General features: G+C 49.8%; 23 protein-coding genes. 9 read left to right on the top strand and 14 right to left on the bottom strand.

Going from position 1 to position 21,835, the window contains the following annotated elements; all coding sequences use genetic code 11:
• Positions 1-116 precede the first annotated feature (116 nt).
• The 3 genes from EDM59_RS03795 to EDM59_RS03785 are packed head-to-tail and all read right to left on the bottom strand — an operon-like array spanning position 117 to position 4,985.
• The gene (locus EDM59_RS03795; RefSeq protein ID WP_122922384.1) at positions 117-446 is read right to left on the bottom strand and encodes a hypothetical protein; all 330 of its coding nucleotides are present in this window, start codon (positions 444-446) and stop codon (positions 117-119) included.
• 7 nt (positions 447-453) lie between these two features.
• The gene (gene parC, locus EDM59_RS03790; protein WP_122922383.1) at positions 454-3,009 is read right to left on the bottom strand and encodes a DNA topoisomerase IV subunit A; all 2,556 of its coding nucleotides are present in this window, start codon (positions 3,007-3,009) and stop codon (positions 454-456) included.
• 2 nt (positions 3,010-3,011) lie between these two features.
• Positions 3,012-4,985, bottom strand: a complete 1,974-nt coding sequence (locus EDM59_RS03785) for a DNA gyrase/topoisomerase IV subunit B (RefSeq protein ID WP_092266810.1) — start codon at positions 4,983-4,985, stop codon at positions 3,012-3,014.
• A 391-nt stretch (positions 4,986-5,376) separates the two neighbouring features.
• Here EDM59_RS03785 and EDM59_RS03780 point away from each other — a divergent pair, with 391 nt between their 5' ends.
• Positions 5,377-5,754 (top strand): YflT domain-containing protein, encoded by a 378-nt coding sequence (locus tag EDM59_RS03780; RefSeq protein WP_122922382.1) that lies wholly within the window; start codon positions 5,377-5,379, stop codon positions 5,752-5,754.
• A 68-nt stretch (positions 5,755-5,822) separates the two neighbouring features.
• Here EDM59_RS03780 and EDM59_RS03775 read toward each other — a convergent pair whose 3' ends face one another.
• The 8 genes from EDM59_RS03775 to EDM59_RS03745 form a co-directional block, all read right to left on the bottom strand.
• Positions 5,823-6,125 carry a DUF1292 domain-containing protein gene (locus EDM59_RS03775; RefSeq protein ID WP_092266808.1) on the bottom strand — a complete coding sequence of 101 codons (303 nt, stop codon included), beginning with the start codon at positions 6,123-6,125 and terminating at the stop codon, positions 5,823-5,825.
• Positions 6,126-6,270: 145 nt separating this feature from the next.
• Entirely contained in the window at positions 6,271-6,441 is a 171-nt protein-coding gene (locus tag EDM59_RS30950; protein WP_170184275.1) for a hypothetical protein, read from the bottom strand.
• A gap of 31 nt (positions 6,442-6,472) precedes the next feature.
• A complete protein-coding gene (locus tag EDM59_RS03770; protein WP_122922381.1) occupies positions 6,473-7,339 on the bottom strand; it encodes an ABC transporter permease in 867 nt (288 codons plus the stop codon).
• Positions 7,339-8,268, bottom strand: a complete 930-nt coding sequence (locus tag EDM59_RS03765; RefSeq protein ID WP_122922380.1) for an ABC transporter ATP-binding protein — start codon at positions 8,266-8,268, stop codon at positions 7,339-7,341. Before EDM59_RS03765 ends, EDM59_RS03770 begins: the two co-directional genes overlap by 1 nt.
• Positions 8,262-10,496 carry a hypothetical protein gene (locus EDM59_RS03760; protein ID WP_122922379.1) on the bottom strand — a complete coding sequence of 745 codons (2,235 nt, stop codon included), beginning with the start codon at positions 10,494-10,496 and terminating at the stop codon, positions 8,262-8,264. The genes EDM59_RS03765 and EDM59_RS03760 overlap by 7 nt, the downstream gene beginning before the upstream one ends.
• Before the next feature lie 17 nt (positions 10,497-10,513).
• A complete protein-coding gene (locus EDM59_RS03755) occupies positions 10,514-11,587 on the bottom strand; it encodes a PD40 domain-containing protein (protein WP_122922378.1) in 1,074 nt (357 codons plus the stop codon).
• Positions 11,584-12,147, bottom strand: coding sequence for an RNA polymerase sigma factor (locus EDM59_RS03750; protein ID WP_092266803.1), 564 nt, complete (start codon positions 12,145-12,147; stop codon positions 11,584-11,586). Before EDM59_RS03750 ends, EDM59_RS03755 begins: the two co-directional genes overlap by 4 nt.
• Before the next feature lie 140 nt (positions 12,148-12,287).
• On the bottom strand, positions 12,288-13,436 hold the full coding sequence (locus EDM59_RS03745) for a trans-sulfuration enzyme family protein (RefSeq protein ID WP_183192790.1): 1,149 nt from the start codon (positions 13,434-13,436) through the stop codon (positions 12,288-12,290).
• Between the two features lie 148 nt (positions 13,437-13,584).
• Between EDM59_RS03745 and EDM59_RS03740 the strand changes: the two genes are divergently transcribed.
• The 3 genes from EDM59_RS03740 to EDM59_RS03730 all read left to right on the top strand — a co-directional run bounded on the left by EDM59_RS03740 (position 13,585) and on the right by EDM59_RS03730 (position 16,647).
• Entirely contained in the window at positions 13,585-14,280 is a 696-nt protein-coding gene (locus EDM59_RS03740; protein ID WP_122922376.1) for a peptidylprolyl isomerase, read from the top strand.
• 263 nt (positions 14,281-14,543) lie between these two features.
• Positions 14,544-15,761, top strand: a complete 1,218-nt coding sequence (locus tag EDM59_RS03735) for an MFS transporter (RefSeq protein ID WP_342769194.1) — start codon at positions 14,544-14,546, stop codon at positions 15,759-15,761.
• A 256-nt stretch (positions 15,762-16,017) separates the two neighbouring features.
• On the top strand, positions 16,018-16,647 hold the full coding sequence (locus EDM59_RS03730; protein ID WP_122922374.1) for a cell wall hydrolase: 630 nt from the start codon (positions 16,018-16,020) through the stop codon (positions 16,645-16,647).
• A 281-nt stretch (positions 16,648-16,928) separates the two neighbouring features.
• On the opposite strand, the gene EDM59_RS03725 is transcribed toward EDM59_RS03730, so the two are convergent.
• Together EDM59_RS03725 and EDM59_RS03720 are read right to left on the bottom strand one after the other, a co-directional pair.
• The gene (locus EDM59_RS03725; protein ID WP_183192789.1) at positions 16,929-17,396 is read right to left on the bottom strand and encodes a GNAT family N-acetyltransferase; all 468 of its coding nucleotides are present in this window, start codon (positions 17,394-17,396) and stop codon (positions 16,929-16,931) included.
• 25 nt (positions 17,397-17,421) lie between these two features.
• A complete protein-coding gene (locus tag EDM59_RS03720; RefSeq protein ID WP_122922372.1) occupies positions 17,422-18,186 on the bottom strand; it encodes an SDR family NAD(P)-dependent oxidoreductase in 765 nt (254 codons plus the stop codon).
• Positions 18,187-18,288: 102 nt separating this feature from the next.
• Between EDM59_RS03720 and EDM59_RS03715 the strand changes: the two genes are divergently transcribed.
• Together EDM59_RS03715 and EDM59_RS03710 are read left to right on the top strand one after the other, a co-directional pair.
• Positions 18,289-18,600: a YfhH family protein gene (locus EDM59_RS03715; RefSeq protein WP_092266797.1), complete on the top strand. Its 312-nt coding sequence runs from the start codon at positions 18,289-18,291 to the stop codon at positions 18,598-18,600.
• Positions 18,601-18,717: 117 nt separating this feature from the next.
• The gene (locus EDM59_RS03710; protein WP_122922371.1) at positions 18,718-19,167 is read left to right on the top strand and encodes a DUF441 domain-containing protein; all 450 of its coding nucleotides are present in this window, start codon (positions 18,718-18,720) and stop codon (positions 19,165-19,167) included.
• A 5-nt stretch (positions 19,168-19,172) separates the two neighbouring features.
• Here EDM59_RS03710 and EDM59_RS03705 read toward each other — a convergent pair whose 3' ends face one another.
• Entirely contained in the window at positions 19,173-19,490 is a 318-nt protein-coding gene (locus tag EDM59_RS03705; RefSeq protein WP_122922370.1) for an iron-sulfur cluster biosynthesis family protein, read from the bottom strand.
• Between the two features lie 103 nt (positions 19,491-19,593).
• Between EDM59_RS03705 and EDM59_RS30945 the strand changes: the two genes are divergently transcribed.
• From EDM59_RS30945 to EDM59_RS03695, 3 genes are all read left to right on the top strand, one after another.
• Entirely contained in the window at positions 19,594-19,734 is a 141-nt protein-coding gene (locus EDM59_RS30945; RefSeq protein WP_170184288.1) for a hypothetical protein, read from the top strand.
• A 70-nt stretch (positions 19,735-19,804) separates the two neighbouring features.
• Positions 19,805-20,857: a DUF2515 family protein gene (locus EDM59_RS03700; protein ID WP_122922369.1), complete on the top strand. Its 1,053-nt coding sequence runs from the start codon at positions 19,805-19,807 to the stop codon at positions 20,855-20,857.
• A gap of 29 nt (positions 20,858-20,886) precedes the next feature.
• The gene (locus EDM59_RS03695; RefSeq protein ID WP_342769175.1) at positions 20,887-21,822 is read left to right on the top strand and encodes a hypothetical protein; all 936 of its coding nucleotides are present in this window, start codon (positions 20,887-20,889) and stop codon (positions 21,820-21,822) included.
• Positions 21,823-21,835 lie beyond the last annotated feature (13 nt).

The following is a 21,835-nucleotide window of genomic DNA, read 5'->3' as shown; positions in this document are numbered from 1 at the left end:
TCTCTTGCTTGCTCTCCCCATTTTACGCCCACCCCTCGCCTATGACCAGTCCAAAACGTCAGGAAGAAAAACAGCCCTGGCTCGGATGCTCCGATACCAAGGCTGTGTCGATGTAATTAGACAGGAGAAAACTCGGATAGCACCGTCTCCTGACGAATGGATTCCCCGGTAGGCAAGACTACGAGCAGCACACCCTTGCCTTCCTCTTCTTCCTTTTCCTCCCAGTCGATCGAAAACGGTACACGTGTGAAGGCATCGTCCTCATTCGTGCATGTCAGCATGGCACGCAGCGTCTCGGACGTCATAGGCACTGGCACACTGGCTCCCGCTTCACTCGGAATCGAGAGCCATTTCGGCGCGTCTTCGAAATATTGAACCGTATCCAGGAGCAAGGACAGCTGCTGCCAGTTTAGTGGGGATACAAACGCTTCAAACGGACGAGACATGCTGCTATCACTCCTTCTCCTCGGCAGATCGCTGATCAAACAAGCTGAATGGACCATCTGCCGTTTTCTGTCCGGATCCTTGGGGGGGAGCTCCTTCGCCTGAGTTTTTCGGCGATGCTTCCTCTTTCCCTTCTTCCGTTGGCAAAACCGTTTCAAATGCAACTGCTTTGGCTCCGCCCTCGACGATCGCGCGGCCGATTCCACCCTGTTCGTTTACGATCACTTGATCGGTATCCACCAGGGACCATTCGTTTTGCGCCGTCCAGGCATACATCGTTTCCTCGATGCTGCATGCAATCAGTTGATGTGGGTTGTTCTTCCGTTTGCGAATCAGTGTGACACCTTTACCCGCACGGCCTTGAAGCGGGATGTCGGAAATCGCCGTCCGCTTTACCACACCTTCAGTCGTCAGCAGGCTAAAGGCACGCGTGTCATCAGCCTCAACTGGCATCATCTTGATCACATCGTCACCTGTGGCAAGCGCAATGGCTTTTACCCCGCTGGAAGCTCGTCCTGTTGGACTTACCTCTGTTCGCAGGAAGCGGATTCCCATGCCGTCTCGTGTCGCACCCAGAATACCACCCTCATCATTTACTACAAAGGCAGCGATGAATTCGTCATCCTCGGATTTGAGCTTCGCGGCCACAAGCGCTCCGGAACGATTGGTCTCATACTCGGACAAGGCTGTTTTCTTGATCAGGCCCAGTCTGCTCACGTGGTACACGTACAGAGGCTGCTTGAAGTTCTCGACAATGGTAAAGCCTACGATCTTCTGCTGCTTTTCAAGCGGAATCACGTTGACGATCGCCGAACCGATATCCTTCCACTTGTCGTCCGGGAAGGAATTGACCAAGGTCGCAAAGTATTTGCCGTCCTGGGTGAAGAACAGCGCGGTGTGGGACGTATTGGTCTCCACGAAATATCTCACCCTGTCGCCTTCTTTGACCCCACAGGTCTCGAGCGTTCCCCCCACCGACTTAAAGGAACGAGGGCTGGTACGCTTGATGTAGCCTTCATTGGTGAGCGTCACAATGCAATCCTCCGCATTGATCTGCATGGCGATGTCGATTTTGATCTCCTCGATCTCGCCCTGAATTTCGGTCAAGCGTGGTTCTGCATACTTTTTCTTGATCTCGTTCAGCTCGCCCGTAATCACCTGGATGAGTTTCTTTTCGCTGCCGAGAATGGATTTGAGCTCCTCGATTTCTTTCGCCAAGGTCGCCAGCTCCTTCTCCAGCTTCACGATGTCCAGTCGGGTCAAAGACGCGAGCTGAATCGCCAGGATCGCATCTGCCTGCAGATCGGTAAATCCGTACTTCTCCATGATGTTGCGCTTGGCATCAGCACGATCCTCGGAATCCATGATCGTATCGACGATTTGGCGCAAAATGGATTTGGCACGAATCAGACCTTCGACGATATGCTCCCGATGCTGTTTTTTATCGAGATCGAACTGGGAGCGTCTCGTGACGACCTCTTTTTGGTGATCGATGTACGCACCCAGCAGCGCTTTGAGGCCCATCTGCTTGATCGTACCCTCGTGGATCACGTTCATGTTGTAGTTGTAATAGATCTGCAGATCGGTATTTTTGTACAAGTAGTTGAGAATCGCACGTTCATCGGCTTCTTTGCGAATATCGACGACGATGCGGACCTTTTTCTGTTCCGCCTCTTTACGGCCCGTTTCGTCGCGAACCGCGATCGCACCCTCGATTTTTCGTTCCATCACGAGCTCATCAATCTGCGCGACGAGCTTGGACTTCACGACCTCGTAGGGGAGCTCGGAAACGACGATCTTTTTCACCTTGCCGCCTTTTGGCTCTTCCACATGCGTCTTCGCACGGATGATAAACTGCCCGCGTCCGGTTTCAAAAGCTTTTTTAATGCCGGATACACCTTGAACAATGGCACCCGTCGGAAAATCCGGGCCTTTTACATGCTCCATCAGCTCATCCAGCGTGATGGTTGGCTTTTTCATCTGCGCGACAGCCGCATCGATGATTTCCCCCAGGTTGTGCGTCGGAATGTCCGTTGCAAACCCTACCGCGATTCCTGAGGCTCCGTTGACGAGCAGGTTGGGAAAGCGCGATGGCAAAACGGCTGGCTGCTGTGCCGAGTTGTCATAGTTCGGGATAAAGGTCACGGTATCTTTTTCGATATCGCGCGTCATCTCGTTTGCCAAAGCCGACAAGCGGGACTCGGTATAACGCATCGCCGCTGGCGGGTCTGCGTCCAGACTACCGAAGTTTCCATGTCCCTGAATCAGCACGTGGCGCATTTTCCACCACTGAGCCATCCGCACCATCGTCTCATAAATGGCGGAGTCGCCGTGCGGGTGATAGGTACCCATTACGAAACCGACTGTTTTGGCCGATTTGCGGTACGGTTTGTCGTTTGTATTGCCTTCCTCGTACATCGCGTAAAGAATCCGTCGTTGTACCGGCTTGAGACCATCCCTGGCATCCGGGATCGCACGGGACAGGATGACCAGGTTGGCATAATCTCCAAAGCGCTTGCCCATGATTTCGGCAAAGCTTTGCTCAATAATCTGATTGGACAGCATGCTTATTCATCCTCCCCCATCTCAAAAGTGACATGACTCTCAATCCACTCACGTCGTGGGGGAACTTTGTCACCCATCAGCACGGTGACCAGTTTTTCCGAATGAGCGAGGTCTTCCAATTGCACTTTAATCAATTTGCGTGTCTCCGGGTTCATCGTGGTCTCCCACAGCTGATCCGGATTCATTTCACCGAGACCTTTGTAGCGCTGTACCTCTGCCCCACGGCCCGCTTGCTTTAACGCCTGCTCTAGGTCGTAATCGCTCCAGCAGTAAACCCCTTCTGCTTGCTTGCCGCCTCGGCCCTGCTTTTTCACCTGATAAAGCGGTGGTTGAGCGATATACAGATGCCCAGCTGCAATCATCGGACGCATGTAGCGGAAGAAGAACGTCAGCAGTAAAGTCTGAATGTGAGAACCATCGACGTCCGCGTCAGACATGATGATGACTTTATCAAATGCACAATTCTCGATGTCAAACTCTTCTCCGATATCCGTTTCGAGCACTTCCAGAATGGTGCGGAACTCTTCGTTGGCCAAGACCTCGGAGAGCTTTGCCTTTTCCGTATTCAACGGCTTTCCTCTCAGGCTAAATAGCGCCTGAAACTCGGAGTTGCGCGCCTGCTTGGCAGAACCACCCGCAGAATCCCCCTCCACGAGGAAAAGCTCGTTTCGCTTGGAATCCTTGTACTGAGGCGGTGTGAATTTCTCCGAGATCGATTTGCGCTTTTTGGAGGTCTTGCCTTTTTTGTCTCCACGCAAAGCTTCCCGCTGCTTTCTCAGCTCTTCGCGAATCTCTGCCGAGCGCAAAGCCTTGTCGATCAGCAGCTTTCCGATCTCCGGATTTTCCTCCAGGAAGAAGCCCAGCTTCTCGGATACGATCTGCTCCACGATGGCTCGCGCCTCTTCATTCCCCAGCTTGTCCTTGGTCTGCGATTCAAACTGGACATCAGCCATTTGCAGCGAGAGAACACCGAGGAAGCCTTCACGCAGATCATTCCCCGTGAGATTGGGATCCTTGTCTTTCAGATACCCTTTTTTACGGGCAAATTCGTTAAAGATCCGGGTCGTCCCGTTGCGAAAGCCTGTTACGTGGGTTCCGCCGTCGCTGGTGACAATCGAGTTGACGTAGGAAACGAGCGTTTCAGCGTAACCGTCGTTGTACTGGAATGCCAGCTCCACGTAGACGTTATCCTTTTCCCCTTCGAAGTACACGATCGGGTGAAGCGCATTTTTTCCTTCGTTCAGATAAGCGACGTAGGATTTCAAGCCATCCTCGAAGTAAAACTCCTCACGCTTTTTCTCCGGTCCGCGCTCATCGATCAGAACCATCTTCAGCTTTTTCAGCAAGAAGGCGGTTTCGCGAAAACGGTCGCGAATGGTTTCGTAGTCAAAGCGAACGCTGCCAAAGATCGCTTCATCCGGTAAAAAACGGACGGTCGTCCCTGTGCGCTTCGTATTGCCAATAATCTCAAGGTCTGTCACCGGTTTACCGACATGCTCGATTCCTTTTGCATCGACCTGATATTCAAAGCGTTGCTTATGTATTTTCCCTTCGCGGTGAATCTCGACCTCCAGCCATTTGGACAAAGCCACAACCACGCTGGAGCCAACTCCGTGCAAACCACCGCTTTTTTTGTACCCGCCGCCGCCAAATTTCCCCCCGGCGTGCAGAGTCGTAAAAATGACTTCTGGCACAGGACGGCCTGTTTTGTGCATACCGGTAGGAATCCCACGACCGTGGTCCTCTACGCTCACACTGCCATCCTTGTACAAAGTCACAATGATGCTATCGTTCACGCCGGCCAGCGCTTCATCCTTCGCATTGTCCACGATCTCCCACAAGAGGTGATGGAGTCCTCTGCTTCCAGTAGAGCCGATGTACATGCCTGGCCGTTTGCGAACGGCGATCAAGCCCTCGAGGACCTGAATATCTTCTTCGGTATACGTTAACGTATGAAGTGTGTCTGTTTCCTTCAATCGCGTTCTCCCCTCTACATTAAGCAACTTCCTAAAAAGCCTCTACTCCTGAAGCTCCCTTTACCAGAAGCTGGTTTCTTCTTGAGAAGATGGCAAAACAATACCAGGTACCTGTTTTTCCATTTCATGTGCCCAAAAAAGCGAACACTTAATCGCTATTGTACCGTATGCTTCCCATTGTATTCAATCCTGGTATCGAGATGGGGCAAAAAAGCCACCTCGCCCCGTGCGAGATGGCCGATTTTCAACAGATGATAACCAAGTTATAGTGTAGCATTACTGGTAAAGAAAGGTCAAAGAGAATGCATCAACTTTTTCCATTCATCCACCTGCAAAGGCTGGGCAACCTAGTAAGGCATCGATTCCTGACGTGAAAAAGGGGGGAACCATCGTGATAAGTGCAACCAAGCCATTTGTGAAATTCCACCGGTATGATCAAGAGCTTGTCTCGGATATTCAAGCGTTGAATTCATCGGGCTACCACAAAGACGATATTTGGGTTCTGAAGTGGAATCCGGATAAAAACCACTCGAATCAACGGAACAATTTTTATAAATACAGCACCCACTTTGAAAGTGCCGTCGGTGACATCGACAGCAAAGCGCATTTCTTTGACAACGGCGGGGAAGAACTGCGCACACGTCTGGAAAAGCTCGGCTTGACCAAAGACGAATGCTCGTCGCTCGTGCGGGAGCTTCAGGACACGGATTACACATGTCTCCTGGTCGTTCGTGATCTGAAGGACAATATCATCAAGATGAATGACTGACAAAGGAAAAATCAAAAGCCACTGCCTGGATCAACCCAAGCGGTGGCTTTGCCTTTGAAATGAATCGATTAGTCTTCCTTGATCAGTTCGATTCCCTCGAGGACTTCGTTCAGCTTCGCATACACAGTGCTTTCCTCGTCTTCTTCGAGTGGAACCATTTCGCCGCCGTCAACTTGGAAAACGAAGATGTCTACTTCCTCGTCCAGCTCTTCTTCGCTTTCTTCATCTTCAATGGCTTCAGTCAAGGCAATATATTCTTTACCGTTCAGGTCGAACATAGCGATTACTTCAAAATCACCCAACGGTTCACCATTTTCGTCATCCAGAGTAATGATGTCGCCCAATTCAAGATCTTTATTTTCTTCCGTCAAAGCGTTCACGTCCTTACGATGTTATTGGTTCTCGATTCCATCATACCGTTTTTTTCCGGTATAAGCAAACAGGCGAATATAACAATCCTATATAGCATGCCCCTTCATCAAAACAACCTACCTCAATGGGCAGGTTGTCCAGTGTCTACTCGTTGTATTCTTCCAATACACCTTTTTCCAGCAAAAATGCTTCCTCTGCCTGCAAAATGGTGATGATCGCTTCTCGCTTGACATAGGTCCCAGCAGAGGCGAGGCGCTTCTCGATGAAACGCAGCATTTCTTCAAAGTCGATGACTTGTACCTCTTGATTGCTCATCATAAAACCTCCTTTTTCCAACACAACTCTCTTAGTTTACACGATTCGGGCGTTTCTTCCAACTCCACCATTTCCTACGGATCGGCTTTAGCCAATACGCACTCAAGCAAATTAGCACAACCGTCAGCGCGAGGTAAAAACAAGAAAAGAAAAGCCATGGGGAAAAGGCAAGCTGATCGATATCGGCGAGTGATTCCCCAAGTATCCCAAACAAAACGACGACGGGATTGATCCCAGCCAGCATCTGAAGTCCGGGCAGATTCCACACCTCGTTGTTTGGGAACTGCTCGGGATACGCTTGCTGCAAGGACTGCCCGATAAAATAAAAGAGCAGCCCTGTTCCGACGATAAAGCAAAACGCGATGCCGTACGAGGTAATCGTACTCACTGAAGTCCGCTTGATCCAGGTCGAACAAAACAGGCCGAGTGTGCCTAGAAACAGCATGTTCACCCCGAGAAAGACGACCAGCTGAACCATTTGTTCTGGCGAGACACTCCCGTACAGGATGACAATACTGTATAACGGCATGGATGCCACAAGCAGCAACGCCGAAAAAGCAAGTGAGGTGATGAGTTTGCTCAAGACGATCGTACTTGGGGAAAGCTGGGTTGTCAGCAAAATCTGCAGGGTTTGTCTCTCCCTCTCCCCACTGATCGCCCCCGCCGTGAGAGCAGGTGCAACAAAGCACACCATCGCGTAATGGATACAGGCAGACAGGAGGAACAAGCTGCGATTTTCGCCGAGAGCACTCGCCCGTACAGGATCCATGAGCAAAAACCCCAAAGGAATCCCACCCATGATGAGCAAATAGAGCCCTAAAATGAACATCGTTTTTTTCGAGCGAAATCTCTCCCGCATTTCTTTCACGAGAATCGGATTGAAGAAAAAGCTCTCCATCACCCACCCACTCCTTCTGTGATGGCCAGAAACACATCCTCCAAATTCTCTTTGGCATCGCCATAAAAGACTACATCAACGCCTGCCGCAATCAATTCATGCAGCAATCCGGCTTTTTGCTGCTCTGTTCCGTCAAAGCGAAAACGAAACTCCTCGACATACTCGTTCAGTTGGCTGACAAATGGGCATTCATCCAAGATACGAGCAGCTAATTCTTCTTCTGACAACGTGCGCAGGACCATCTGCTTTCGACTGCGGTTTCGTTGACTGATATCACGGACGGGACCGCTTGCGATCATCCGCCCTTGCTCAATCACACCGATCTCGTCACAGAGCTCAGCTAACTCAGGCAAAATGTGCGAGCTAATCAGAATGGTTTTGCCCATGCCGCGCAGTTGCTTGATGATCTCCCTCAGCTCTATGCGGGCACGAGGATCCAAACCGGAAGCAGGCTCGTCCAGGATCAGTACAGACGGATCGTGCACCAGACTGCGCGCCAAGCTCAGCCGCTGCTGCATCCCGCGAGAGAGGGAGTCCACGTAGGCGTCCGCTTTATGCGAAAGGTTGACGAGCTCCAGCAGGTCAGCGACTAGTGCTGGCCTTTTCCTTGCAGGGATCTTGAATGCGCCTGCGTAAAACTCCAAATACTCTACCGCTGTCAGGTTGTCATACACACCGAAAAAATCTGGCATGTAACCGAGGGATTGACGCACCGCCTTGGGATTTTTCCGGACATTTTCGCCGCATACGTACGCTTCTCCCTCTGACTGTTCAAGCAGGGTAGACAGGATCAGCATCGCCGTGGATTTTCCTGCACCATTTGGGCCGATGAAGCCATATACCGTTCCTTGCTTTACAGAAAAATTCAAGTCCGTCAGCGCATGAAGCTGACCATATCGTTTACTGATGTGTACCATTTCAATTACCAAGCCTGCTCCCTCCCCTCTACCTGAAAGAAAGGCGTTGGCAGTGTAAGTCGAGGTGAAGCATGATGGGTAAAACGCAGGAGGAGTGTACCTCTTGGCGTCATCATTTCTTGCAGCTGCTTGTCCACTACAAGTCGTTCCCCTCGTTTGAGCGCTATCCATTTGCCTGTTCTCTGGGAAAAGACCTCGATATGAAAAGGTCGAAACGAACTGTGATCCAAAGGAACCGTCAAGCGCTCGACTTTCAGCCCTGTTCCGGCTGCATCCAGTTCGAATGTGATACTGCCTTTTCCCAGCTCCCACAGATAAGGTGAATTCGAATCTACGTCACCGCTTGTATCGCTTACGGAAATGCCCAACAGTCCGTACGGATAGGTGACCATTCCCTTCTCGTCCGCTTCCAGACGTACGGTCTGATGCACGACATTCCAATAGTGCGCGAGATGCGGCTCCTGTATGGAGAGCAAAGGCAAAGGCTCTGTATTCACTCCTATTAGGCGCAGCTCGTTTTCACGACTGAATGAGAGCACATTCTCTTTTAATTGCTCCAGCCGCTCTTCAGGCGACAGTTTTTTATTCCCCTCTCCAGTGCGCGGCATCAACAAAGGATCGAGCCGGATGTCGACCTGTTTTTCTTCGCCGATCGCCAGTGGGCCGATAGGAACTCGCTGCAATCCGATCTCGACAAAAGCTGTCTCCATGGCAAAGCGGGTAGAATTGGTCACGCTGCCTTGCAGATGGTCTGCATGTACGGTCAAATGCGCAGTAAAGGAGCCTGCATCCCGCAGAGTTCCGAAGCCGATGGCTTGTTTCGGCGTAAGATAGGGGACATTTCGAAACGAAATCAGCTGATTCCTTGCTGTCATTCCCTCTGGCACGTAGTCATTTTTCCCCATGGAAAGCGGCAAGGCGACCATCAAAGACTGTGCATCGATATCGTACTGATTTTGATCGACCGCCAAAAAAGTAGCAGCTGTCCGGGTCTGCGCGAGCTGCTCATCTACGATTTGAACCTCCGAGATTTCGTAGCTTGCACTCGACTTTACGACGAGTGGTTTCCCAAACAGATAAATGCCTACCGTCATTAAAACAGCAGTAACCGGAATCACGCCCCATGCCCACTGCCTTCTGCCCTTTCGTTTCAGCAAAAGGTAGACAACGGGAGCGATGACCACGATATAACCGCACCAAAGCACCACCATCCAGACGGGGGCTGGCGTTTGTACTCCGGGGATCTGCTTGCTTAACTCCAAAAAGGGATGGAGCATCTGATCGCGGAAAGGACTATTCTCCAGCTGGGAAAGCGCCCCGTGCTGCATCATCACATTTTGCCAAAGCTGGGAGTTGTGCTGCCAGGACGCCATTGGCTCGGCAGTGACATCGTAATTGACGAAAAGAATCCTTCCCTTGCCAACCGCTTTTGCGCTGAACAAAGGCAAATCGCGATTAAAAACAGCAAGGTTACCTTCCGGAATGGCCTTTTCATCCGTATAGCGTTGGATGGCCTGCTTCAGGTTTACCTGCCCGCTTCGACCTGTCTCCACTGGCATGTCTGCTTGAAACGGCTCTACCACCGCATCTTGTCCGGGTCCAGCCGACAAAATGAGCAGCCCGCCTGTTTGAACCCAATCCCGGATCGCGTTGACCTGTTCAGCTCGCAGGCTCTCCACCAGCTCACTTCCCATCGCCAGCACGTCCAGATTCTGATAGAGCCAAGCACTGTCAGGGAGCTTGTCTACCGCGAGATTTTGAATCGTGTAAGGAATTCCTTTCGTCACTTGAGAAGGCTGCAACGCCAAAAAATGAAAGGCACTTCCCCCTTGATGGACTACCCCAATGGTTCGGCCGTCTTTTGGGTAAGGCACTCGCAGCTTCTCCACTTGAACCACTTGACCATTTTCCGTCAAACGTACATACCAATCATCAAGCAATACCTGTGACGGCATATCAAAGGTAATCGTAGCGTCCTTCCCCGCTTCGATATGAACCTGCTGGCGCCATGCGGATTCGTGCAAGCGTTTCGCCGACTTATCCTTTGTCAGCTCAACAAAGCCATGGAAAGGCGTTTCTTGAGGCGCCAAATTCACTTCTACTCTCGTCCATGCGTTGTATTTGCTTAATCCGCCCAATGGAACGTTTACGTTTATTTCTATGTTGCTCTCCGCTTCAACCGGCGTTACAGAACATAACAGCCAGAAAACAGCGAAGAACAACATCCATTTCCCTCTCATCCTTGTTCCTCCGCTCATTATCGTGACGCCAAAGAAATGACCAGCGATTTCGGTTGTTCGTCACGATGCACGACGAGCAACTGATTCCCTTCTGAAGACCAGCTTCCTCTCACCACTTGCTCCCCAAACAGATTCAACAGCTCCAGCTCTTTTGAAGCGAATGGTTCTTCGTCCACCTGAGCTTCCACCAATACCCCTTCTGGAGATGTGTACGTGAGCGCAGCATTTTGACTCCAAGACGGCCACTTGCCATCTCCTAGAACGGAAATATTTCCTGTCCGCACTTCCATGACCTGTACTTTCCCTGCCTTCGTATAAGCCAGGAAACGGCCGTCCGGCGACCATTCCGGCTGCGAGCCCTCCGCCAGCTTCCACTCCTGAAATGAAACGGTACTGCTCACCCAAATTTCCTCGACCCCGTCTTTTTCTCTCGTGTAGGCGATCGTCTCGTCGCCCGGAGACCATGCAGGGGAATGATAGGTGACGTTCTCCTCTTCCTTCAGCAAGCGGCTGCTGCTCACATTATTTTGGTCAGGAATGTCGACGATCCAGATCCTTGCTTGTTTTCCGCTCTGCTCGACGACAGCGACCTGTTCATTGTGATTGGCCCAAGATAAAGCGCGATATTCTCCGTCCGTAGCTGGCAAAGAGATATTCAGGGAATGCTTCTTTTCATCTACGGAAACCGTCCGAATCACCGAAGGAGACACGAGGTAGGCAACCTCTTTTCCCGTAGGATCGATATCGACCTGCTCCTCCGTGGTATGCGCAGGCAACGTCAGCAAGCCTTGCTTGTCTACGGCTAGAACGTCTTTTTCCCACCACGAATAGACTCCAACCGTGATCGCGGCAATCATGACTGCGGCGCAAACACGAAGCAGCTTTTTCCGGTTGCGCGGCATTGTCACCACAACCGAATCCGTTTTTTGCAGCTCCAGCTCCTTCATCCTTTGGAGCAGCTGCTTTTTCAGTTCCGTTTTCAATTGATAATTGACCGGAACAGCTTGGCGCATCTCCTGCAAATGGGATAGCAGCGATGTGACCGTCTGCTCGTCCGTTCGGTCCCGGGGGATTCGATCCTCTTCTTTCATTCGGACTCCCCCTTTTCGTACATCTTTTGAAGTTTTTGAAGCCCTCTGTATGAAATCATTTTTATGCTCGACTCCGTCTTGCCCAAGACTTCTGCCACTTGCGCAATTTTAAGATCGGCAAAATAGCGGAGCATCAGAACGTCCTTTTGATCTTGGGACAACAAATCAAGCCGGTCTCGAAGCAGGCGTATTTCTTCCTTGGTCAACGCCTGCCTCTCCGGCTGCCATGTATCGTCCTGTTCTGCCCCCAGCAAATCTTCCTGATCGACGGGCAGCTCCCTGTTCTTCCGCACGAAATCCACAAACGTGTTGTGAGCAATGCGGAAGATCCAGGAAGCGAACGGACTTGTTCTGCTGTATTGTTCAAATTTTTCCAGCGCTTTTAAAAATACCACCGTGGTCAAATCGTCTGCATCCCAGGGATTTTGCACACGGCATCGCAAATAACGATTGACGCGATCAAAATACTCGTCATACAGTTCTGTAAATGGACGTGACTCATAGAAGTCCCCGTTTGATTGGGCCGATGGTTGCGCGGAACGCTCAATTGCCATTCCCATTGCGTTTTCCTCCAGCCTGACAGCACAGCTTTCGATTTACCAAAATCGATTTCCCGGCTCAGACATACTTGTTCTACTTTAACTAGGTAATACGTTTTGAACAAGAAGAAAGTAACAAGCTGCGGGAAACTTTTTTCCAACTATTTTCCTAGAGCCCGATCCAGTTCTTCTATAATGTCTGCTGCCGATTCAATCCCAACAGACAATCGAACCAGCCCCATGGTTATCCCTGTAGCTTGTCGCTGTTCTTCGGTAAAGGCACGATGCGAAGTCGTTACCGGATGCGATACCGACGTTTCCACACCGGCTAGTGAGGGTGCAAATTTGATCCATTCCAACGCGCGGTAAAAGTCATAGATACCGCTCTCGTCAGCGAGCGTAAAGGAAACCATCGCTCCCTGCTTTTGACGAGCGAAAAAGGAAGTCGACTCCTCAGAAGGGTAGTACACCGTTTTCACAGCGGGATGCTGTTTCAGGAAATTCGCAACTTCACGGGCGTTGTCGCATTGACGCTCCATTCTCAGCGCCAGCGTTTTCAAGCCTCTGGACGTCAGCCAAGCCTCAAACGGGCTGAGCGAAGCACCATAATTGCTCACAATCTCCCGTGCTCTTCCCAGCAGCTCCGCATTCCCGACCAAAACGCCAGAAGTGACGTCGCTATGACCACCGATGTACTTGGTGGCACTATGAACGACGAGGTCCGCACCAAGGGAAAGCGGCTGTACCAGATAAGGCGTCGCAAACGTATTGTCTATCATCACTGTGAGTCCGTGGCTTTTTGCCTGTTTGATCCAAAAAGGCATGTCAGCAACGGTCAATAGCGGGTTCGTGATCGTTTCCATGAAAAAGAGTTTGGTCGTTGAACGAATATGGTCAGAAAGAGATTCCAATTCGTTCAAGTTAATACATTCCAGCTCGATCTGAAAACGGGTGAGCTCTTTATTGAGCAAAGCATAGGTACCGCCGTAAATCTCATGTGAAGCCAGCACATGATCGCCTGGCTGGAGTACAGCGAGCAGTCCGGCCATGATCGCCCCCATCCCAGAGGAAGCACTCACACCGGCAGCTGCGCCTTCCAAGGCTGCAATCGCGTCCGCAAGCTCCGCCTGATTGGGGTTGCCGTTCCGTGTATACAGGTATTCTCCTTCGCCTGTATAATATTTTTCCACTTCTTCCAAGCCTTCAAATGCAAAAACGGATGTCTGGTAGATCGGCGTTGACTTGCTCTGCACTTGCCGCAATGGTTGATGCCCGATATGTACGGTTTTTGTTTCAAATCTTTCCCCCATGCTGATCACCCAACCCTTTTTCTCCCATCATATCACGAGAAAAGGAATCAATACTAGAGAATAGACGATTGGCGTTCACCCTATCAGGTGTGCTATAATTCGGAACCGTAAACTCCTATTCAGGAAGAAGCAAAGGAAGGTGCTTGAGATGAAAAGACTGATACCTACCATTTTCGCTTGTCTGACAGCGATCGCTTTGGTTACAGGTTGCTCCAGCGCAAGTAACGAGAGTGCTCCACCGACACAGCCGACAGCTCCAGCGGAAACTCCATCGAAGGAACCAGCCCAGCCACCTGGACCAACCGGTGCGAAAAAGTACGAGAAAGCTCCTGCTATGCAAATTGACAAAGCAAAAACATACCAAGCGAAGGTCTCTACATCCATGGGTGACTTTACGATTGATTTGTTTGCAAAGGACGCCCCTATTGCCGTAAATAATTTTGTTTTCCTTGCAAAGGACAAGTTTTATGACGGAGTTACGTTCCATCGCATCATTAAAGACTTCATGATCCAGACAGGCGACCCGCTTGGTACTGGGATTGGCGGTCCAGGCTATACGTTCGAGGACGAGCTGAACAACGGCCATAAATACGAGGCTGGCGTTGTCGCCATGGCAAATGCAGGCCCGAACACGAATGGCAGCCAATTTTTCATCGGAACGGGGAAAGATGTCGAAGGACTGAAAAACTCTCCGAACTACACCATTTTCGGTAAAGTTAGCGGCGGTATGGATGTCGTTCAAAAAATCGCGGCAACCAAAGTCAAAAACAACCCAGAAACAGGAGAGCCTAGCACTCCGGAACAAACGATTAAAATCAATTCTGTGACTATCACGGAGAAATAAGCGCGCGCATGACAACACCACTGCTTTTTGTGCAGTGGTGTTTTTATGTCAGCTAGCCTGAAATATGTTCACCAAGGATTGAAGAAACAGCCAACTATCTGATAGAATATAAAAATCAAAACATTCGTTCCGTTCCTACTCAGCACTTTTGGGGAGCCTGATGATAGATGGTGCCAGCCGCCTCTATCTCTGTGGCTCCCTTACGATTTTTTTAGGGCCTTTTCGCTCTAAATCGTTTAAAGGAGTGCTTTTGAGTGAAAGAAATGTTTCGGAATCGTAATTTTTGTTTTCTGTTTTTTGCCAATTTGTTTTGTGGATTTGGCCAAGGAATGACGATGATCGGTATTTCCTGGTATTTGGTGGAGTCTACTGGCTCTGCCAGCTTGCTCGGTACTACGATGCTCATTTCTGCTATGTTAACGCTGCTTCTCGGCCCCTTTACTGGCACCATCATCGACCGCGTTTCTCGTAAGAAGATTCTGCAGATCGAGCAGCTGGGTGGTTTGATGGTACTGGCTCTTTTGTCTGTTTGGGGCTTTTGGGGGGATTATGCACAGTGGATGCTCGTTTTGATTTATTTGACGGCGACGTTTATGTTTCAAATTCACGAGCCGACACAGGCCGCTTTCATACAGGAGTCATTTGACTCTAAGCATTACAGGGCTATTAATTCCCTCATGGAAATGCAAAATCAAACCGCCTTAGTCTTAGCCGGTGCCTTCGCAGGATATCTGTTAGGTCCATTCGGGCTTCATCTGGTGCTTCTCCTCAATGCCCTGACATACTTGATCGCATATCTGTTCGTAACAAAGCTGGATTATGTATTTACGTGGAAACAACAGGTACAAACCATCACAAAAACCTCGTGGATGGAGCAATTTCTTAAAAGCTGGGTATACATCCGGGAAAAGCGCGGCTTTTTGATTTTTGGGGTCGCAGCTTTGATCCCTTTCATCACAGTGACAGCAGCAAATTTACTTAATCCGATATTTGTGAGTCAAACGATCAGAGCTGACGTGCACATTTACTCTTTAGGCGAGGTTACCTACTCGGTAGGAGCTGTCATTGCCGGCCTCCTCTTTCCTTTTCTCACTCGAAAAATGGGTGCCTTTTCATACATGGTTTCACATTACCTGTGGATGGCAGTTGCCTTCATTCTGACGGTTGCTCTCCCCTACGGCTGGATCTTTGTTCTCTTATCCACTTTTTTAGGCGGGTGCAACGTTTCCACTCGTCTGGTTCGACAGACTCTTTACATGGAACTGCTGCCGAATCAGTTCATGGGGAGGGTAATGAGCTTTTTTCGCTCAGTTGGGACACTGATCCGACTAGCGATGCTCTCCCTGTTCACACTCTTACTCGACTCAACAGGAGCAGGAATGGGCTATCTCAGTCTGGCAAGTCTTTTGATCATGGCTGCAATAGGGGTCGCTTTGTCGATGCCGGCTTTGGTTACACATCGAATAGCTGAAAAAAGATAAGCAAACAAGCCAGTCAACACTTTCCATTTGTGTTTCGACTGGCTTGTTCCATTTGTTCCCTATCATTTACATACCTCAACAATGACGCGGATTGAAAGCTACCGAAAAATAGTCCGAAATGATTCTTGCGTAACAGTTGTATAGTTCCATGGAACCATTTTCCTCTTGAACCATTCCGACAATGCCGATAGACTTGCATAAGTCCCGATTCGCTTCCGCATTCAAAAGCAAAAAGCGATAAGGAGTGGTTCCCGTTATGTTGACACACGAAGCGCGATTGCGCTTTTTATTCTGGATCAATGGTTTTGGCTTCATGCTTTTATGCCTCTTCGTCACCCCGACAAGTGCAACCGCACCACATTTCAAGGTAGCAGCACCTGCTCTCGCAGACAAATCATCCACCCCCAAAAGTGTTGCCATACCGGAAACAAAAGCAAAACCGATTGCTCCAGCCGCAAACGTAAAGAGCCCTAGTCTCTCGGTAAGTCGAGATCAGCGGCCAAAACTGATACGCAATGGCAAGGTGAAAGTATCGGAGCGCGAAATGGAACTGCTCGCCCGGCTTGTTTATGCGGAAAGCCGTGGTGAACCGTATGAGGGGCAAGTAGCAATTGCTGCTGTCGTATTGAATCGGGTAGCATCATCAGAATTCCCCAATTCGGTTCGGGAGGTCATTTTTGCTCCCAATGCATTTTCGCCAGTAAATGGCGACTCTCTCTCTCAGAAGACAAATGAAAGTGCTCGAAAAGCAGTGCAAGATGCGGTAAACGGAAAAGATCCAACGAATGGATCCCTTTACTTCTTCAATCCTGATACAGCTACGTCCAAGTGGATTTGGTCGAGACCACAAACGGTTGTCATCGGAAATCATAGATTTGCCAAATAAAGAGGTCAAAACGAAAGTTGAAAAAAGGAAGAGCAGAAAAATTTAATAATACTTTATTTTTATTTAATCTGCATTTTACTTTTGCTTGCTATTTTTGTATCGTAAGCACTTTTTCAACGCATTGAGAAAAAGCCCGATATTCTACTTTTGAATGTTGATCCTTGCTAGGCTTTGGGTGAGAGCAAAGCACAGCTATCTGGATCGATCGGTTTTTTTCTCAATCGCCCCCAATACTTAGGCATTCCCCAAAAGGGAATGCCTCTTTTTTTGCTTAGATGCCCCTATGTTAGCTCTTTCTTCATGTATGCGGTAGGAATACCCTCGGTTCCCGCACGCTCAACGATCTCTCGCTTGGTTATCTGAAAGCCTGCTGACGTATACATTCTCACATTCTTTTCGATTTCCATCCGCACGCGGCATGTCAGTGCCTTTATCCCATGCTCGACTGCATACTGCTCCAGCCCTTCCAGAAGCATCCGTCCGATTCCTTTTCCCTGTTGTCCCGGGTCTACTGACAGTCGGAAAAAATACAGGTCATCCCCTTTCAACTGAAAGCGGACCATCCCTGCAGGCTCATCGTTTTGCAGAGCAATCGCCGCCAGCTCATTTCCTGACGCCAATTGTTGATGGACCTGCTCTGCTGTCTCCAAGAGAGAGCTGGAGGGAGGAGTCGTGTGGCGAAATGCCTCGTGCATCAGCCTGGTAATGGTGTGCGCTTCGTCGGCTGCTGCCATTTTGATCGTTATCATGTTGTCCATCCCTTTTCTTTCTTGATTAGAACCCGTAGACAGACATGCCGCCATCGACAGAGATCGTCTGGCCCGTAACATACGCTGCCGCATCCGAGGACAAGAAAATTGCCGGCCCGACTAAATCCTCTACATCGCCAATGCGCCCGCTCGGTGTACGCTGCAGAATTTCTTGAAGGTATACTTCATCATTCAACAAAGCCTCTGTCAGTGGAGTGCGGAAATACCACGGCGCAATCGCATTGATATTTACCCCGAACTTGCTCCATTCCAGTGCCAGCACTTTGGTCATTTGGATGACTCCAGCTTTGCTCGAGCCGTATGCGATTCCTGTGCGCATCGCGACTACCCCTGCTACAGAAGCGATGTTGACAATACGTCCATACTTTTGCTCGCACATGATTTTCCCTGCTGCCTGACACATGAAGAAGGACGCCTTCAGATTCAGGTCTACCACGCGATCCCATTCTTCCTCTGTCACTTCATTTGCTTTTTTTCGTATATTCATTCCTGCGTTGTTTATCAGAATATGCAGTCCTCCCAATGCCTCTACGGTTTGGGCAACCACTTGCTCTGCAGCACCAGACGCTGTCAAATCAGCAGTAATCGGGTACGCCTTGCCGCCTTTTGCCTCGATGGCTTGCACGGTCTCGTCCAGATCCTTCTGGGTGCGCGCAACGACAGCCACCTCGGCTCCTGCCTCAGCCAAGCCCAGGGCCAATGCTTTTCCGATTCCTCTTCCCGCTCCAGTTACAATTGCAGTCTTGCCAGTCAAATCAAAACGTGTCATATTGCGTCTTCCCCTTTCTTTCGGTCCAGTAGTGAATTCTCTATCCATCGCCATTTCCCTTGTCTTTTGCTACAATATACCTGTCAGGAAGGAGGCAGGAGCGTGCGATTGTACAGTCAAATGACGTTAGCGGAATTACAGGAAGAAATGGAGCGTCTCCGTCAGCAGGCAGAGGAGAAAAAGAACGCGGGAGACGATTCTCAATTTGGCATTATCCAGCAAAAATACTTTATGGCAAAATCGTATTACCTCGGCACGGATGAGTTTCGGATCGGCGGCAAATACAGTGTCCCTGAATACGATCAGCCTTTCACCATCGATTATTTTAACGGGGTGTTTGCGTGGGGGCGTTTTCCCGATTCAGATGAGCAGACGGGTTTTCCTGTGGGAATGCTGGAAGATTGGTTTGGTTGAGGAAGAATATAGAAAAGGACAGGAGCTCTCTCCCGTCCTTTTTTCATTTCGCCCGAGCAAGCACGGCGTTTATTCCATCTGGATATACTAACAAAAACGAAAGCGGGCTAAAGAACCATGGACTGGATCAATGTCACCCTGCTCGTTCTCTTGGCCTTAGGGGTTTTCGGCAACAACGCGACAGTCTCGATTGCCGTCGGGATTCTTCTTTTAATGCGGCTTCTTCATCTCGAGCGAGTCTTTCCCTTTCTGGAGCAATACGGCCTCCATGTCGGAATCATTGTCTTGACCATTGGGATCCTAAGTCCTCTGGCCAGCGGAAAAATCAAACCGGAATCCATTTACCAGCTCTTTACCAACTGGCAATCGGTATTAGCTGTTCTCATAGGGATATTCGTCGCTTACTTGGCTGGAAAAGGTACGTCTCTCATGTCTGCAAACCCTTTTATTGTCACCGGACTACTGCTAGGAACCATCATCGGGGTGACATTCTTTCGAGGGGTTGCGGTAGGACCGCTCATTGCTGCAGGAATCCTCGCTTTTATCCTGCAATTTATCCCCAAGTAATGCCTTTATACCCAGCGATTTTTGAGCTGAATGCCATATGCCAGGATTTGTGCCGGGGTAACCAGGCGAAAACCTTGCTGGGGCCGATAATCGATGGTGAGTTTGGCGGTATCCATGTGTTCGATGGTCTGCGAATCGATGGCGAGGGTTACCTCATCGATTTTGATGACTTCATCCGTTGGGTTTGCTTCGTCCCACCATAACGCGTATTCTACATTCATTCCGCATCCACCCACGAGTTCACCATTGATCCGAATGGTTTGATCTGGGCGACTGGCTGCTATGATTCGTTCCTTGGCTTCTTGGGTAATGGTTACTTGCATGGCTTGTATCTTCCCTTCCGTTTGCCCAATTTATCATTGGGATGCATCTTTTCTTTCATGATAGCATACAATGCTTGAAAGGCAGCAGAAAGGACGATCTTCTATGAACATTTACGAGCGAGATGGTATATTTGTCGCAGAAACAGAATTCCAATCGGAGCATGTTGTCATTTTTGCGGACACATGGGAAGAAGCAAAAGAGAAACTGTTTGTCAGACTTCTCGTATTAGAAATGATTGGATGAGTGAAGGCGGGTCGCCACCAAGACCTGCTTTTTTCAACCTCAGAGTGCCATCGAACAGAGGAGCTACTTCATGAGCCATACACTAGCAGCGGTCGATGAACAAACGTTGATCTCCAGTATTCGCCAGCAGACTGCCCTGGCCAATCGGAACAATCTCACCCGAACCAACGCCTATCTACAATTTTATCGCCAGCATGAGGAAATACATTGGGCCCTGCTTGCCCATCTGGTATCTCGAAATGGCGGTTGGAATATGACAGATTTAAAAGGGGAATGGCTACCGCTGCTGATGGACGAGCAAGCAATCCAGCCATTTTTTTGGTTTTTGGAGAGGAGTAACTGGCTGATCTTTCATGATGCTTATGCGCAGTTATTGCTCTATGCGGAAATGAAGCGCACCAAAAAAGATCTCACTCCCCTTCTCGTCCCTCTCGGCGTATCCGTTTTTATGCAGCGCTTTTGGAGAGAGTTTCTGTCGACCGGTGATTCTCGTCGTTTGACGCACGCCATGATTGTAAATGAACAGCAGTACATCGAGCAGCGTGTGATACATAAGCCTATGGCCATGCATCGTGTATTTGCTACATTCGCTTACTTCACCCAATCTGCCTTGTCCCTCAGTCAGGTACTTTTTCCGTACAAGGCGCACCCGACAGACCGCAGGCTTCGTCTCATCGGGATGGATGTTCAAGACTTTCCCGAAGTGGAGCAGCGGATCGCTACCGGAAAAACGCTTTACAAGCTCCTTTATGCAGATCCCCTGCGATTTGAGCAAATCCGCCAGTTTGCCTGCCGAATCCCGCATTCCGGCTCCCGAGCTGACTATTGGCCGCAGATTTTTACCACCCGTATGCCATGCGCTGCTACGGAAGGTACTTATCATTTGCACTTGCATGGATCCGAGCTTCGCGAAGGCCAAAAAAAGCTGTATAGCCCCCCGCTCAGCGCTGCTTGGAAGGATATTGCTCACACTGCTGCAGACGGCGTCGATTGGTTTCGTGATCCAATATGGGTCGAGTTGGTGGATCAGCCCGGTGATTTGCCGACGATTACAAGTGAAGAGTACGTTCGTGCTTTGCAATGGATGGAGTATGGAATCAAGCTTGTCACATTGCTCACGTAGAATTGCGAAAAGAAAGGATGATTCATGCCATGAATGAAATCGTGGAGAATCAAAAGGCTTATCTCCTCTCCTGCTGGCTGCCCAGCGGGACTTTTCGTCTTGCTCCGAAAAACAACCAGATCAATCCGTACTTTACGAATCTCGCGTTGATCGCACTCGTCCGCATGCAAGAATGGGATTGCGTCAGAAGCCATATCGAATGGTATTTGCACCATGTCAACGCTGATGGGTATGTGAATGACTATCGGCTTGAGGGGACGCTCGAAGTCGATACAGGAAAAGCGGACAGCGAAGATAGCTATCACACAACATTGTTTAGCCTGCTGGCCGAAATGATGCGAGCGAATGAGGAAACGGACTGGGTCGAGCCCTATAAAGATGAGCTGATTGTTTTGATGCAGGCAGTGGCAAGGCTTCAACAAAAGGATGGTTTGACATGGGCAAAGCGATCCTACCGTGTCAAATACTTGATGGATAATTGTGAGGTTGCCAAAGGATTTGCAGATGCTGCCTATGTGTTTTCCATGCTGGGCTGCGATGCAGCAGCGGAGGAGGCAAACAGGCGAGCTGCGGGCAGCCGAGCAGGCATCCAATCCATGTACAGTACGCTGCGCAAATCCTATGCTGTCTACGACAGGTCCTACCCGGGCTGGAGAAAATGGTATCCGGACGTAACTTCCCAAGCATTCCCGATCCTGTATCAAATGGCTCGCCCCGATGAAGACGTACTTTTGTATGAGAAAATAACGAAGGCCTTTCCTCACTTCGATACGTTTCAAACCGGCGATTTGTATCCGTGGATGGCAATGGGTGAGTGTGCCCGGCTCATGGGCGACTGGCGCAGGGTCGATTCCATGCTGACAACGGCGGCTGAATTGTACATATTCGGGCCGAGATCCCCCTACTGGCTGATTCATGAATCGGGGCGTTTTATGGAGCTGTCTCTGTTGTCACGGCCACGCTGAAAACATTATACTT

This window comes from Brevibacillus nitrificans, assembly GCF_003710965.1.
GTDB classification, from domain to species: domain Bacteria; phylum Bacillota; class Bacilli; order Brevibacillales; family Brevibacillaceae; genus Brevibacillus; species Brevibacillus centrosporus.
The sequence above is the reverse complement of the archived record's forward strand: the minus strand, read 5'-3'. Positions and strand labels throughout refer to the sequence as shown.